The 15,293-nt window shown below is 59.9% G+C and carries 14 protein-coding genes; 7 read left to right on the top strand and 7 right to left on the bottom strand.

Annotation, left to right across the window (positions count from 1 at the left end; genetic code table 11):
• Positions 1-188 precede the first annotated feature (188 nt).
• Both K3727_05740 and K3727_05735 read left to right on the top strand, forming a co-directional pair.
• A complete protein-coding gene (locus K3727_05740; protein UWQ92300.1) occupies positions 189-584 on the top strand; it encodes a hypothetical protein in 396 nt (131 codons plus the stop codon).
• 255 nt (positions 585-839) lie between these two features.
• Positions 840-1,901, top strand: coding sequence for a YeeE/YedE family protein (locus tag K3727_05735; protein ID UWQ92299.1), 1,062 nt, complete (start codon positions 840-842; stop codon positions 1,899-1,901).
• A 134-nt stretch (positions 1,902-2,035) separates the two neighbouring features.
• On the opposite strand, the gene K3727_05730 is transcribed toward K3727_05735, so the two are convergent.
• Complete coding sequence (locus K3727_05730) at positions 2,036-4,309, bottom strand: primosomal protein N' (protein UWQ92298.1); 2,274 nt, start codon at positions 4,307-4,309, stop codon at positions 2,036-2,038.
• Between the two features lie 15 nt (positions 4,310-4,324).
• On the opposite strand from K3727_05730, the gene fsa reads away from it, so the two are divergent.
• The 5 genes from fsa (at position 4,325) to K3727_05705 (ending at position 8,550) form a co-directional block, all read left to right on the top strand.
• On the top strand, positions 4,325-4,978 hold the full coding sequence (gene fsa, locus K3727_05725) for a fructose-6-phosphate aldolase (protein ID UWQ92297.1): 654 nt from the start codon (positions 4,325-4,327) through the stop codon (positions 4,976-4,978).
• 386 nt (positions 4,979-5,364) lie between these two features.
• The gene (locus K3727_05720; protein ID UWQ92296.1) at positions 5,365-6,072 is read left to right on the top strand and encodes a DUF484 family protein; all 708 of its coding nucleotides are present in this window, start codon (positions 5,365-5,367) and stop codon (positions 6,070-6,072) included.
• Positions 6,069-7,004, top strand: coding sequence for a tyrosine recombinase XerC (locus K3727_05715; GenBank protein UWQ92295.1), 936 nt, complete (start codon positions 6,069-6,071; stop codon positions 7,002-7,004). The genes K3727_05720 and K3727_05715 overlap by 4 nt, the downstream gene beginning before the upstream one ends.
• 162 nt (positions 7,005-7,166) lie before the next feature.
• Entirely contained in the window at positions 7,167-7,757 is a 591-nt protein-coding gene (locus K3727_05710) for a cytochrome P460 family protein (protein UWQ92294.1), read from the top strand.
• 85 nt (positions 7,758-7,842) lie between these two features.
• The gene (locus tag K3727_05705; protein ID UWQ92293.1) at positions 7,843-8,550 is read left to right on the top strand and encodes a CDP-alcohol phosphatidyltransferase family protein; all 708 of its coding nucleotides are present in this window, start codon (positions 7,843-7,845) and stop codon (positions 8,548-8,550) included.
• Here the strand turns inward: K3727_05705 and K3727_05700 are convergent.
• The 6 genes from K3727_05700 to K3727_05675 form a co-directional block, all read right to left on the bottom strand.
• Complete coding sequence (locus K3727_05700) at positions 8,516-9,145, bottom strand: methyltransferase domain-containing protein (GenBank protein ID UWQ92292.1); 630 nt, start codon at positions 9,143-9,145, stop codon at positions 8,516-8,518. The two genes, K3727_05705 and K3727_05700, sit on opposite strands and share 35 nt — an antisense overlap.
• A complete protein-coding gene (locus K3727_05695; protein ID UWQ92291.1) occupies positions 9,142-9,603 on the bottom strand; it encodes a GreA/GreB family elongation factor in 462 nt (153 codons plus the stop codon). Before K3727_05695 ends, K3727_05700 begins: the two co-directional genes overlap by 4 nt.
• Before the next feature lie 147 nt (positions 9,604-9,750).
• Entirely contained in the window at positions 9,751-10,203 is a 453-nt protein-coding gene (locus tag K3727_05690; GenBank protein UWQ92290.1) for a methylated-DNA--[protein]-cysteine S-methyltransferase, read from the bottom strand.
• Positions 10,204-10,381: 178 nt separating this feature from the next.
• Positions 10,382-13,303 (bottom strand): isoleucine--tRNA ligase, encoded by a 2,922-nt coding sequence (gene ileS, locus K3727_05685; GenBank protein UWQ92289.1) that lies wholly within the window; start codon positions 13,301-13,303, stop codon positions 10,382-10,384.
• Positions 13,304-13,518: 215 nt separating this feature from the next.
• Positions 13,519-14,001 carry a DUF2269 domain-containing protein gene (locus K3727_05680; GenBank protein ID UWQ92288.1) on the bottom strand — a complete coding sequence of 161 codons (483 nt, stop codon included), beginning with the start codon at positions 13,999-14,001 and terminating at the stop codon, positions 13,519-13,521.
• The gene (locus K3727_05675) at positions 14,002-15,291 is read right to left on the bottom strand and encodes an SDR family oxidoreductase (protein UWQ92287.1); all 1,290 of its coding nucleotides are present in this window, start codon (positions 15,289-15,291) and stop codon (positions 14,002-14,004) included. It abuts the gene before it with no gap.
• Between the last annotated feature and the right edge of the window lie 2 nt (positions 15,292-15,293).

The raw sequence follows: 15,293 nt of genomic DNA, 5'->3' as shown, positions 1-15,293 counted from the left end.
TGCCCCTCAGCAGCAATTTTGCGGGAAGCCGCTTAAAAGTCCGGGCGGGAGCAAGGGTGTTGCCACATCAAACCCGTACATTTCGATGTCTGGGCATCTGGGCCGGCAGGTCCCTGGGAGGGTAAAATTTTGTCGCTCAGTCATAAAGTGTTAGTGTTTGAGCAGAAACCGATAGGGGGGACCGCAAGATGGCACTGACATTTGCGCAAATGGAGACCCAAGAGATTTCCAACGCTCAACCGATTTCACCAGCCAACGCATTGTCTGCAATGGAAGCGGACTCCAACATATTGATCGTCGACGTCAGAGATACGGCTGAAATGGAAACAACGGGGATCAACCCACGCGCGCTTCCTGCGCCCGGTCGCGCTGTTGCCTGGATGGCGGACCTGGAAAGTGACTACAGATCTCCAGAGTTGCAAGATCGCTCAAGGCGCATTTTCACGACCTGTGGTGGCGCTCCAAGCTATCGGGGCGCTGCGGCGGCCAACGTCTTGACCACGATGGGTTTCGAGAATGTCTCCTTCATAGATGGCGGCATGGCGGCGCTGATCGCCGCAGGCTCCGAGACGGTACAGCCTTGATCACGAACGCCAGACGCAGGTTCTCCATGCGCCATCTCCAAAGTAGGGCTCTCGCCACAAGCAAGAACGTCAATAGACGTTGACCTCACACGACGACCGGATCTTTGCTCAGAAAATCAGCACGAGGCATGACCTTGCCCGCTGTGGCGCGCCTGTCGCCCCTGCCCTGCCTTGACCTCGCCTGACCTGATCTGGATCAAGGAGACATCCCCTTCACACAAATACATTGCGATCAATGCATGTATGGAGGGACCCATGGATCTCGTGACCTTGGTCGAACGCATCGGCGAAGCGCCGACGGCTGCGCTGTTCGGGCTGATCACCGGCATCGTGTTCGGCATCGCGGCGCAACGGTCGCGGTTCTGTCTGCGCGCCGCCACCGTCGAATTTGCCCGTGGCAAGATGGAGGACAAGGTCGCAGTCTGGTTCCTCACCTTCTCGACTGCAATGGTCTGGGTGCAGGGCGCGCAGCTGCTGGGGCTGATGGAAAGCGCCGATGCCCGCATGATGGCGGTTCCCGGCAGCTGGTCCGGCGCGGTGATCGGAGGTTTGCTGTTTGGTGCTGGCATGGTTCTGGCGCGGGGCTGTTCCGGGCGATTGCTGGTACTGGCAGCGACCGGCAACCTGCGCTCGGTGGTCTCGGGCATGATTTTTGCCGTCGTGGCACAGATGAGCCTCACTGGAATACTTTCACCTGTTCGTGACAGGCTGGCCATGCTTTGGGTGACAGACGGCGGGCGCAACATGGACTTGCTCGCTACGGTTGGCCTGCCCTCCTATGCCGGGCTGTTGATCGGGGCCGGTTTTGCCGTTCTGGCCTTGATTCTGGCCCGCAAACATCAAATCGGCGCGTCGCGGCTGATCTTTGCCTCTGGCGTCGGCTTTGCCGTGGCTCTGGGGTGGGTTCTGACCTACGGGCTGTCCCAGGTGGCCTTTGACCCGGTTCAAATCGAAAGCGCCACGTTTACCGGCCCCTCAGCCCACACGCTGATGTATTTCCTCGACCGCAACGCCATCTTGGAATTCGACGTGGGCCTGGTACCAGGTGTGTTCATTGGCGCGATGATTTCGGCGGGGCTGGCCGGAGAAATGAAGATCCAGGCCTTTGACGGCCCAGTCACCATGCGCAAGGCAATGATCGGTGCCGCTTTGATGGGATTCGGTGGCATGTTGGCTGGCGGCTGCGCCATCGGTGCGGGCGTAACCGGTGGGTCGATTTTTGTGGGCACCGCCTGGGCCGCGCTGTTCTTTATGTGGGTCGGTGCCATGATCACCGATTTTCTGGTCGACCAGCGCGGTGAGCCTGTGGCGGCCTAAGAGATTGGCGAGGCTCTGCCTCGCGCTCCGGGATATTTCCAGCCAGATGAAGAAGGGATCCTTTGTTCATCTGGCCCTAAATATCCCGGGGGAATCGCCAAAGGCGATGGGGGCAGCGCCCCCGCCTTTTCTTCTCAAAAGAAGTTTTGCGGGTCGATGTCGACATTCAACCGCAAATCCCCACGAAGCCGAATAGGGGCCAGCCAGCGCGACACCGCGTCCTGAATCGGCGCGCCTTTGGCCGCCTTGACCAGTAATCTCACCCGATGACGCCCACGAATACGGGCAATCGGGGCCGGGGCCGGGCCAAAAAGCTGCGCCCCAATCTGACGCAGGGGGCCGTCGTTGCGTGCCAGCGTATTCCCCAGATCGAACACTTGCGCCACATCACCACCGGACAGGATGATCCCGGCCATTCGTCCAAATGGCGGCACCCCGGCGGCATGACGTTCGGCGGCCTCCGCGCGCCAAAAATTCTCCTCATCACCGGACAGGATTGCACGGATCACCGGATGTTCGGGTTGAAAGCTTTGGAGCAACGCCTGACCGGGGCGTTCTGCCCGGCCAGCGCGACCCGCCACTTGGCGCATCAGCTGAAACGTGCGCTCGGCGGCGCGCAGGTCCGACCCCTGCAGACCCAGATCCGCATCAATCACCCCGACCAGCGTGAGCAAAGGGAAATTGTGTCCCTTGGCCACCAGTTGGGTGCCCAGGATGATGTCGGCCTCTCCAGCAGCTATCTCTTCGATCCGTTGTTTCAGCGCCCTTGCCGATCCGAACAGATCCGAACTCAACACCGCGATCCGTGCCTCGGGGAACACCCCGGCGGCCTCTTCTCCCAGACGTTCGATGCCGGGCCCGACGGCTGCCATCTTGCCAGCAACATGGCAGGACGGGCATTCTTCGGGCAGCGGTTTGGTCTCGCCGCACTGATGGCACATGAGGCGCTTCAAGAAGCGATGCTCAACCATGCGCGCATCACAGTGATCACAGGCCACCTGCTGGCCACAGGCCCGACACAGGGTTACAGGCGCAAAACCGCGCCGGTTCAGGAACAGCAGGGATTGTTCACCCTTCTCCAACCGGCTGCGCATCGCCTGACGCAGGGTCGGTGAAATCCAGGTCGCGGGTTGCATCTGTTCATTGCGCATATCGACCGCGCGCATCTCTGGCATGACGGCCACGCCAAACCGGGATTTGAGATCTAGGCGGGTGTATTTTCCGGCCTCGGCGTTGGTCCAGCTTTCCAGCGATGGCGTGGCCGACGCCAGCACCACCTGTGCCGAACACATCGCCGCGCGCAGCACCGACATGTCGCGGGCGTTGTACAAAACCCCATCGTCTTGTTTGTAGGAGGTGTCATGTTCTTCGTCGACAATGATCAAACCCAGATCCCGAAACGGAAGGAACAGCGCCGAGCGCGCGCCGACAACCAGCTGCGCGCCCCCCTGTCCGACCATACGCCAGACCCTGCGTCGTTCGGTCATGGTGGCACCAGAATGCCATTCGGCGGGGCGTGCGCCAAATCGGGCCTCGACCCGTGTCAGAAACTCGGCGGTCAACGCGATTTCGGGCAACAACACCAACGCCTGCCGCCCTTTGCGCAGACAGGCCGCCACGGCCTCGAGGTAGACTTCGGTCTTGCCCGATCCCGTCACCCCTTTGAGCAGCGTGGTGCCGTAGGCCCCGGACGCCACGCCTTCGGCCAACTGGCCTGCGGCATCGGCCTGATCCTGCGTCAGCTCTTTGCCCGGCAGCTGCGGGTCCAGGGTGGGGTAAGGAACGTCGCGCGGGGTATCCTCTTCGCGCAGGGCCCCCAGTTTGACCAAACCCTTGACCACCGAAGGTGTCACCCCGGCCATCTCGGCCAGCTCGCCAGTGGTAAAGGCCAGGCCGCCATAGTGTTCGATGGCCTCCAGCACCCGGGTGCGCGCATCCGTCAGCCGATCCGGGTCTTTGTCGCCCCGCCGCAGGATCTTGCGCATCGAAGGAGGGTCGCTCAATCCAGGGGCGCGGGTCGCCAGCCGCAGCATCGCAGGCATCGGGGTCAGCGTGTAATCGGCAGCCCGCCCCAGGAATTGGCGCATTTCCTGACGCATGGGGGCCACATCCAGCACCCGGATCACGGACCGCAATTTGGCCGAATCGAAATCTCCGGCACCTGCGCCCCAAACCACCCCGATCACCTTGCGCGGACCCAACGGCACCTCGACATAGGCCCCCAGGAAGCAGCCGCCTTCGGGTGCACGGTAATCCAACAGCCGATCAAGGGGTTGCGTCGTCAGAACGCCAACCCGTTCACCTTGATGAAAGAACTCTTGTGTGGCCGCCTGCCCGCTCACGTTATCCGCCTTGTTGTCCCGTTCACCTACATGAGGTAAAGGCTGGCGCGACCAAGGCCAACCCATTCAGAGGACTGCCACATGAAATTCTTCGTAGATACCGCCGAGATCGACGCAATCGCCGAGCTGAACGATCTGGGCATGGTGGACGGCGTGACCACCAACCCGTCGCTGATCAAGAAATCCGGCCGTGACATCATCGAAGTCACCAAGGAGATCTGTGATCTGGTTGAAGGGCCTGTGTCCGCCGAAGTAACAGCCACCGATTCCGCGACCATGATCGCCGAAGGGCGCAAACTGCTCGAGATCGCGGACAACATTGCTGTCAAGGTGCCACTGACCTGGGACGGGCTCAAGGCCTGCAAAACTCTGACCGACGATGGTCACATGGTGAATGTCACTCTGTGTTTTTCCGCCAACCAGGCGCTGCTGGCAGCCAAGGCAGGCGCGACATTTATTTCGCCGTTCATCGGACGTCTGGATGACATCAACCTGGACGGTATGGAGCTGATTGCCGACATCCGCACCATCTATGACAACTACGGGTTTGACACCGAAATCCTGGCTGCGTCGATCCGCAGCGTGAACCACGTTCTGGACAGCGCACGTTTGGGCGCGGATGTGATGACTGCACCTCCTGGGGTCATCAAATCTATGATCAACCACCCGCTGACCGACAAGGGGCTGGACGCCTTTTTGGCGGACATCAAAGCGGCCGATATCAAGATCCTCTGAACCAAAGGCGCTTGGAGTTCGTCGCGCGAGGTTTGACGCGCGATACAAGAACGGGGGCCTCCCGTGCCCCTCGCAACCTCGGCTTCGCCGGGCTTACTCGGGCCTTGGGCCTGGCAGCGCGGCTTGCCGCGCTGTCCCCCTTGTCGGATCGAACTCCCGGCCTCCCCATTCAGCGCACGCATCGCGCCCTGGTGCGATGCGCCCGGCCCAACCGGGCCTGATGGATCTCTGATCCAGCAAAACCGGGCGGGAGCGCCGCGGTCGCAGGTGAAACCCTGGTCATCAGAGCCCAGATTTACCCAAAATTTACCATTCCGCGGGAATTTTCCGGCAGCCAAGCCCGAAACTCGTGCTATAAACCAGAAAAAAGACGAACAGAGGCAGACATGAGCAGTAGCCCGAAACTGGAAGATACATTGCGCGATGCGATCATTGCCAAACCAGACGCTGTTCTGGATGACAAGGCGATCATGCACGCGTTGATTGCTGCCAATGAACGCATCATGGGCGGCAACATCATTGACCTGCGCGGCATCGCAATGGACCGTCTCGAAGCGCGGTTGGACCGGCTCGAAGACACCCATCGTTCGGTCATTGCTGCGGCCTATGAAAACCTGGCCGGCACCAATCAGATCCACCGTGCCATACTGCGCATGCTGGATCCGATGGAGTTCGAAACCTTCCTACGGGATCTCGGCGGCGAAGTTGCCGAAACTCTGCGGGTTGACGCCATATCGCTGGTGCTGGAATCCGTCCAGAATGATCAGGACCCTGCCGTTCAGCGGCTTGACGGGGTTTTGCGCGTTGCCGCCCCAGGTTTCATCGACGGGTTTCTGACCCAGGATCGCAATGGTCGGTCCCGCCAGGTCACCCTGCGCCAGATCCAAAGCGGTGCTGAGCGAATTTATGGACCCAAAGCCGGTTGGATCCGGTCCGAAGCCTGCCTCAAATTGGATCTGGGCAACGGGCGTTTGCCCGGCCTGCTGGTAATGGGTGCCGAAGACCCCCACCACTTCTCTCCGCAACAGGGCACGGATCTTCTCACCTTCTTTGCTGGCGTCTTCGAACGGTCGATGCGCCACTGGCTGTCGTGAGCCAAACACCTCCCCCTCTCATTTCCCCGGCGTGCCGGGATGCACTACAATCATGGCTGACTGGACAGGCCGCGCTGAACGACGCGTCTGAAAACACGATTGCGGCCTACAACAGCGATGTGATCGATTTTCTGGGGTTCATGACCAATCACCACGGCGGCCAACAGGGGCTGGCTGCGATCTCGCGCATATCCGTATCTGATATGCGGGCCTGGATGGCCCGGTCCCGCGCCGATGGTCTGAGCGCACGATCACTGGCCCGCAAGCTGTCCGCGGTCAAGACCTTCTACCGCTGGCTCGCTGAGCGGGAAGGGTTCGAACCCACCGCCGTGCTGTCGACCCGCGCCCCCAAATTCACCAAAAAACTGCCCCGGCCATTGGCACAGGACGCCGCCCGCGCGGTTCTGGACACCGTCGAGCTTCAGTCTGAACGTCCTTGGGTTGCGGCTCGGGATCTTGCGGTGATCACTCTTCTCTATGGTTGTGGGCTGCGCATCTCCGAAGCCCTGGGCCTGAAAGGTCAGGACGCCCCATTGCCACCCGTGCTGCGCATCATCGGCAAGGGCGACAAAGAACGGATCATGCCGGTGCTCCCAGCCGCGCGTGACGCTGTGGACAAATACCTGCGTCTGTGCCCGCATCCCATGAAACCCGAGGACCCGTTGTTTCGCGGCATTCGCGGTGGTGCGCTCAATCCTCGCATAATTCAGGGCGTTATGGCCCGGACACGGGCGCAGCTGGGATTGCCGTCAACAGCCACCCCACATGCGCTAAGGCACAGTTTTGCAACGCATCTGCTCGAAGCAGGCGGCGACCTGCGCGCCATACAGGAACTGCTGGGACACGCCTCTCTGTCGACCACCCAGACCTATACAGCCGTCGACACGGCCCATCTGATGGAAGTCTATCAACGCACGCACCCCAAGGCATGATGCCGATGGTGTAGCCCCCCTCTCCGTCCGTCAGGTTTCGCTGGTCTCACGCACCCGTCACCCTCAAGTGTAAAATCGTGTCCTCTCTGCGGATTGATATGATCGCCGTTTGCGCCAACGCTGAGGCATCAGGCGCAACACATCCCACGGGAGGGTCCAGAAATGAACCACGCAACCACGTTTTCCGCAGCTACCTTTGTTGTTCTGCTGGGTGGTGCTGCTGCCCAAGCGGCCGATTGTCCGGTGGACGTCGAATCTGCCTTTGATCTGGAAGAGGCGCAGGTGGTGGCACTGTATGATTGCATGAAGGACGCCATGGTCACCGGCTATTCCAAACAGGGCAACAAGGTCGCACAAAATTATCGCAACTGGACGATCAGCAGCACGCGCCCCGCCGTGGCGGGACCACATGGCAACCGATTGTTGCAGACATTTGCCAACCCGATCGCAGCCGAACAATATCTGAAGTTCGAAGAGCAAGGCGTCAAAATGCCTGCTGGATCTGTTCTGGCCAAAGAAAGCATTACCATCTCCAAGAAGAAAAAGGCGGCGCGCATCGGCCCCCTATTTCTGATGACCAAACTGGCCGCCGGCGGCGCGCCTGAAACAGATGACTGGCTGTATGGTGGCATCCAACCCAATGGCAAACCGATGAAGTTCAAACAGAGCTTTTGCCATGACTGCCACATCGGTTGGGCCGACCAGGACAGCCTGGCCTATCCGCTGGAAGAGGTTCGCGTCTCTTCGAATTGAATTTTTTGCGCTCACATGAAAAACCCGGGCATTTTTCCGGGTTTTTTGCTTTGCATCCCGGCGCAGCATGGGCCATGACGGGGACATGACCCCTGAATTGCGTGCCCTCTCCGTCCATCTTTTTACTGCAACCGGCGCTGTTTTTGCCATGCTCGCCATGCTGGCAGCCGTCGATGAAAAATGGAGCCTGATGTTCCTGTGGCTCGTCGTGGCCTTTGTTGTGGACGGATTTGACGGTCCATTGGCCCGCCATTACCATGTCAAGAAATACGCACCCGAATTCGACGGGGTGTTGTTGGACCTGATCATCGACTATCTCACCTATGTGTTCATTCCGGCCTTTGCCCTGTTCAAGTCCGGTTTAATGGACGGGTGGACCGGGTGGTTTGCGATTATCGTCATCACCTTTGCCAGCGCGATGTATTTTGCCGACACCCGGATGAAGACCAAGGACAATTCATTTTTGGGATTTCCAGGCTGCTGGAACATGGTTGTGCTGGTGATTTTTGCGCTCGAGCCGAATTTCTGGGTCAGCCTGGTGTTGGTAGCCTTGGTGGCCATCGCCATGTTCCTGCCATTAAAATTCGTCCATCCCGTGCGCACAGAACGCTGGCGAAAGATAACATTACCAATGGCTCTGGCCTGGACTTTCTTTGCCGGCTGGGCTGCCTGGGTGGATTTCCATCCCGAGAGCTGGGCCCATTGGGGGCTGGTCGTGACATCGATCTACCTGTTGTTCGCCGGCATCGCCCAACAGATCATTCCCGAACAAACACCAGCCAATCCCAACTGACACCGGACATTCGATTGTTGGGCTGATGCGATTCGAGGTTTGCCTGATGAGCGCACAGCTTCAGACCACATGTCGTGGCATGGCAGACCAAATCCGGTGTTGAAACAGGATATCCCGGACGGGCACTAGGCGTTGGCCCGTGACGCAGCGAACAGATCAAACGCCCCTTGGGTGCCATCAGATCATAGGCCACCTGCATGGCGGCGTTGCGATCCATGGGGCGGAGATGGTGAAGAACCGCATTGGCGACAATCAGATCAAACCGTTGTCCCAAACACAATGTACGACTCAAGCTTGGCAATTGATCGTCGACCCAGGTGATCCGCTGAGCGCTGTGCAGAATCTGCCCCGCCTGGCGAAAGGCCGACACAGGTTCGACCGCCCAGACCTGGTGCCCCTGCTGACACAACCAAGCAGCATCCCGCCCAGTGCCTGCCCCCAGATCCAGTACCGTCGCAGGCCGATCGGGCAGCCAGGTCTCAACAGGTTCATACAATTGCCGCGACGACAGCGTTTCATAGGCCGAGATCAGCGTTGCTGCATCCTTGGCATACCCAGACAGAACCGTTTCCATCTGCCGCGAACGGGCTCTCAAAAAACGTCTTCGATCTCGACGTCTTTGCCGTTGAACACAAAGGTATCACCGGCTTCCAACCCGGCCATGGCTTTGTAGATCGGGCTTTGCTGAGAAATGCCCATATAGGTTTGACCGTCGACTTCGAAACGCGTCGTCGATACCGCAACAACAAAACTGCGACCATTGAACCGGACAACCGCACCGGGGCGCACGCTGTCGGTCATCGAAAAATCCAGATTTTCCAGCACGTCGATCTTGGCATGATGCGCCTGGACCGGATGGTCAAAGGCAGCGGCCAGATCGGCATTCTCGCGGGCACCGACCAAATCGTCCTTGTCATGACCTTCGCGGTCATCCAACAGGGAGTCCTTCAGGAACGCCTCGTAATGCGCGATGGCAGAGGCCAATTCGGCCTCTTCCAATGACATAATCCTGTCTTGGATGGCCTGTTTCAGCGCGACCCGGTCCGAAGTCATGGGCGGTTCTCCCGTTCAATCTGCGTGCTTGGATGTGGAATAGTGCGATTTCAGACGTTTGCACGTCAAGCCGCCTTGTTCTGGATCAAATGTCCGGACATCTTGGTCAAAACGGCAATTTGGCCACAGGGCCGGGGCGCTCGACGCTCAGATCAGCAATCCCGCCGCCTTTTCGTGGCGCAGCAAGGCCACCTTGGTTTCGACCCCGCCCATGCCGGAAAACCCACCCAGGCTGTTGGCCGCCAGAACCCGATGGCACGGGATGATCACCGGGATCGGATTTGCGCCACAGGCATTGCCCACAGGCTGCGGCGGCGCGCCCAGCTCTTTGGCGATCTCGCCATAGGTACGGGTGTCACCAAACGGGATCGCCAGCATCGCATCACAAACTGCCCGCTGAAAATCGGACCCCTGCACCTGCAAGGGCAAATCAAACTGCTCAAGCGTACCGGCAAAATAGGCCCGCAACTGCGCAAGGGCCTTGTTCAGAACCGATGTGCTGTCGGCACCTTCCCACGACCAGCCAACCCGTATGATTTCTCCGTCGCGTTCTTCAACGCTCAGCGGGCCGATGGGGGTATCTAAGGACGCTATAGGCATTCCCCTACCCTGTCGCATGTTGTGCAATCGGACAAGAGCGGTTCTTTGATCCTTCGGGATCAAAGAACACGGGCCGGGACCCCCTCGATGGGGGTCCCGGCCCGTGTTGCGGAAACAAGTGCGATCTGTTTCACCCATCGAGAGCTTCACAGATCGGGCGACAGACGCTCTGGAACGCTCAGTTCAACGCGTCATTGCACCGGCCACAGACACCCACATGTGCGTGCTGCCCCACATCGGGCAGGATCTTCCAGCATCGCTGACACTTTTCGCCCTCGGCCTTTTCGAACACAACCGCGACCCCGGTGATATCCGGCATGCGAAACGCTTCATCCGGTGCCGGATCCGCGCTGACCGTCAGGCCTGAGGTGATGCAAACATCATCCATATCCACCAATGCCATCAAACGGCGGGTTTCGGCGTCTTCCACATGGACCATAGGTGCCGCCTCCAGGCTGGAGCCAATCACCTTGTCACGCCGCTGGATTTCCAGAGCCGACGTCACCACACGGCGCACACGACGCACCCGAGCCACATTTTCCTCGTTCTGTGAATTGCGCCAGCTGGCCGGAGTTTCAGGGAAGTCGACCAGATGCACCGAACTTTGCGCGCCCGGGAAGCGTTCCAGCCAGACCTCTTCCATGGTGAACACCAGAACCGGTGCCAACCAGGTGGTCAGACGGTGGAACAACAGATCCAGCACCGTGCGCGCGGCACGGCGACGGGTGCTGTCGCCATCGCAATACAGAACGTCCTTGCGGATATCGAAATAGAAGGACGACAGATCCACAGTGGCAAAGTTGAACACCGCGCTGAATACGCCCTGGAAGTCGAATTCGGCGTAACCTTTGCGCACGACCTCGTCCAATTCCGCCATGCGGCTCATCACCCAGCGTTCCAGCGGCGGCATATCAGCCGGGTCTTCGATCCGATCGGCTTCGGTAAAATCGGACAGCGCGCCCAGCATGAACCGCATCGTATTGCGCAGGCGGCGATAGCTGTCCGCCACCCCTTTCAGGATCTCCGGCCCGATCCGTTGGTCCGCGGTATAGTCCGTCTGGGCCACCCACAGACGCAGGATGTCCGCACCATACTGCTGGACGATCTTTTCCGGCACGATGGTATTGCCCAGCGATTTGGACATCTTGTTGCCCTTGGCATCCAGCGTAAACCCGTGGGTCACCACATTGCGATAGGGCGCACGCCCCTTGGTGCCACAGGCCTGCAACAGCGACGAATGGAACCATCCCCGGTGCTGGTCGGTGCCTTCCATATAGACATCAGCGATGCCATCGGGGGCACCGTCTTCGCGGTCACGCAACACAAACGCATGGGTCGATCCGGAATCGAACCATACATCCAGCACGTCAAAGACCTGCTCCCACTCCTCCGCATTGTAGTCGGAGCCCAGGAACCGTTCCTTGGCGCCTTCGACATACCACGCATCAGCGCCTTCGGCCTCAAAAGCTTCAATCACACGGGCGTTCACGGCCTCGTCGCGCAACAGAAAGTCCGGTGCCGTCGGCAGCGTGTCCTTCTTGACAAAGCAGGTCAGCGGCACGCCCCAGGCGCGTTGGCGCGACAGCACCCAATCCGGGCGCGCTTCGATCATCGAGAACAGGCGGTTGCGCCCGGTCTGGGGCGTCCATTTCACCAGCTCGTCGATCGAGGTCAGCGCCCGCTGGCGGATGGTACCGCCATATTGGTCCATGCCGTCTGCGATCTCGCGGTCCACGGCAGCAAACCACTGTGGCGTATTGCGGAAAATCACCGGCGCTTTGGAACGCCAGGAATGCGGATAGGAATGCGTCACCCGTCCGCGGGCGATCAGGGCGCTGATTTCGGCCAGCTTGTTGATGATTGCGGTGTTAGCTCCGCCTTCCTTGCCCTTGGGCGTGATGATGACTTCGCCACCGAACAGCGGCAGGTCGGCACGGAATGACCCATCTTCGATCACGTTATAAGTCATCTGCAGGCCATGTTTGACCCCCAGAACATAGTCATCTGCACCATGGCTGGGCGCAGTGTGCACGAATCCGGTCCCTGCCTCGTCGGTGACGTGATCGCCGGGCAGCATCGGAACCTTATAGTCCCACTCCCCTTCGCCCCCATCGACCCCTTTGAACGGGTGCGCACAGGAAATCAGGTCCAGCTGTTCCGCCGGAATATCGCGTTTGCGCACAAATTCGTCGACCTTGGCGGATTTCATCACATCTGCGGCCAGATTGTCAGCCAGCAGGTAATGATCGCCCTTTTTCGCCCAATTGCCATCGGGGGCTGCCGTGACCTTGTACAGGCCATAAGACAGCGCCGGGTTAAACGCGATGGCGCGGTTCGATGGGATGGTCCAGGCGGTGGTGGTCCAGATCACGACATCGACACCTTGCAGGCCCACGTCTGCGCCGGTCGGCCCAATCGCCTGAGCGATCGGGAATTTGACCCAGATGGTGTGGCTTTTGTGATCGTGATATTCGATCTCGGCCTCGGCCAATGCGGTTTTTTCCACTGGCGACCACATCACGGGTTTTGACCCCTGATACAGAGTGCCGTTCATCAGGAACTTCTGGAATTCGCCAGCGATCACCGCCTCGGCGTGGTAATCCATCGTCAGATAGGGATTGACCCAATTGCCGGTGATCCCCAAACGTTTGAATTCCTCGCGCTGGATGTCGACCCATCCTTCGGCAAACTTGCGGCATTCCTGACGGAAGTCGATGACCGGAACTTCGTCCTTGTCCTTGCCTTTGTTGCGGTATTGCTCTTCGATCTTCCATTCGATCGGCAAACCGTGGCAGTCCCAACCCGGCACGTAACGCGCGTCAAATCCCATCATCTGATGCGAACGTACGATCATGTCCTTGATCGTCTTGTTCAGCGCGTGACCGATGTGCAGGTTGCCGTTGGCATAGGGAGGGCCATCATGCAGGATAAACGGTGTGCGGTCCGTTTTTTCGCGCAAGCGGTCATAGACGCCAATCTGTTCCCACCGGTCCAGCCATGCGGGTTCGCGCTTGGGCAGACCTGCGCGCATTGGAAAATCGGTTTTAGGCAGGTTCAGCGTAGATTTGTATTCGGGCGTTTCAGGCGTGTCGGCGCACATGTGTGGCGTCCTTTGGATGATCGTGTCGGTGGGAATTGGGTTCGGTCGGTGCGAGGTCTCAAACACCTTTGCCCGGCGTCTCGTATGATCAGAGAGCCGGGGATATAATTCGAATAATGATGGCCATGCCTAACATCTTGGTCCGCGTTATAGGCGCAGTTCCAGGCAGCGTCCAGAGGGCGCGGTTGCGACAGTTCGGACGTGTCATTGCCCCCTTAGATCGGCCAGCCAATATCCGGGCGCGCCAGCATCAGCCAAACAATGGCCATCACCGCGGCAAAAGCAGGAAACCCGCAGGCAAACCAGATGGCAAACAGCCGATCATAGCGCGGCGTCAGATCGGTACCCGTGGCCAGGGCGTGACGCGCCAGATTGCGCAGACGGATCTGAATCCAGATCACCGGCAGCCAGAACACCCCCGTCACCACATAAAGACCCAGTGACAGCGTGATCCACGCCTCACCCAGGCTCCAACCCAACTGCCAGGCCAACAAAATGCCGGTCACCGGTTGCGCGATCACCGCCGTTGTCGTGAACAGCAGATCCGCCAGCACCACGACACCTGCGGTATGGGCGATGACATGCGGATCGCGACTGCGATGGGCCATCAGCATAAAGAACGCGATGCCCGCACCAGTGCCCAGCAGCACACAGGCCCCGATAACATGCAACCACCGCAGGATCAGCTCTGGGTCCATTCAACGGTCCTCCAGCAATTGATGGGTGATCAGCGCCAGAATGAGACCCGGCCCCACCTTGACCATCGGGCCCAGTGGATCCGACCACAGGGCGGGCGTCAAAACCGCGCTGCTGACCAGATAGAAAACCGACACCGCCGCCATCCCCAGACAAGCCAGCCCAGCCCAGGGCCGATACAGAATGGCCAGCCCCAGCATCATGTCCACCACCGCCCAACCTGCGACACTCACCCTTGCCACCCAGCCGGGCCAGCCAACCTGAACCAATGTTTCGGCAGCCCGTTCGATCTGCCACAGGCCGATCACCCCGGAGACCAACCAAAACAAGCTCAGCATTGTCACGGCGACGGGCATCAAGACAGCCATCCGCGCCGCCAAACGGTCTTCGCGGTGCGCATCAAACCCCGAATAGGTCGCCGCCAACGCAGTCATGGGGCGACCGGTTACCGCCAGATAGGGCCCCGGGTCCCCCAAGACGCCATCCCGGAGCACATGGATTGCCGTACTGCGCAAAGGCGAGCGCCACCCCAACCGCCCCAACAGATCGGCGGCTGTGCTGATACCAATCGTGATCCAGCCCGGCATGTTCAAGGTCCAGCGCGCTGGGGCAAATCCCAACCACCTTCGGGTTTCGCGAACCACCACGTTCAATGGCTGCGCCGCCTCTTCGACCAGATCATATTGCCCGGGTGGCAAGGATCCGGTGGCGGCCTCGACAACCGCCCGCGCGACATCGTCCAACGCAACGGATTGTATCCGGGCATCCGCCATCGCAATGGGTTGCACCACCGGCACCGCTGCCAGCGTCCGCAACAACAGCGTTCCCCCAAAAGCCGTTGGACCCAAAACCAGCCCCGGGCGCAACACCCAGACACGCGCGTCAGAAGCCCTTAGCGCCGCGTCCCCGCGCGCCTTGGAGCGCATGAATTCTGTGCTGGCGTGCCGGGAGGCTCCCACAGCCGAGATCTGAACGATCTCAATAGCGCGTGCGCCCGCAGCTTTGGCCAGCGCGGCAATGGCCAGGTGATGCACGGCCTCCAACTCTCCGGGACGCTGATCCTGGAGGGCACCGGCGCAATTGACCACCAGGTCGATGTCCTTCAGAACCGGCTGCCAATCCGCCGGCTCCAACATCCGGCTTAAATCACCTGTCAGGACCGTATAACCCGGATCCACCCGACGCGGCGCGCGCCCCAACCCGGTCACGATGCATCCTGCACCCCGCAAGGCACGCACCACAGCCGCACCGATGAACCCATAGGATCCGAGCACCAATACCCGTTGCTGCATCT

The sequence above is a fragment of the Rhodobacteraceae bacterium M382 genome, assembly GCA_025141015.1.
Lineage (GTDB): Bacteria > Pseudomonadota > Alphaproteobacteria > Rhodobacterales > Rhodobacteraceae > Aliisedimentitalea > Aliisedimentitalea scapharcae.
This window is presented reverse-complemented; position numbering and strand designations above follow the sequence as displayed.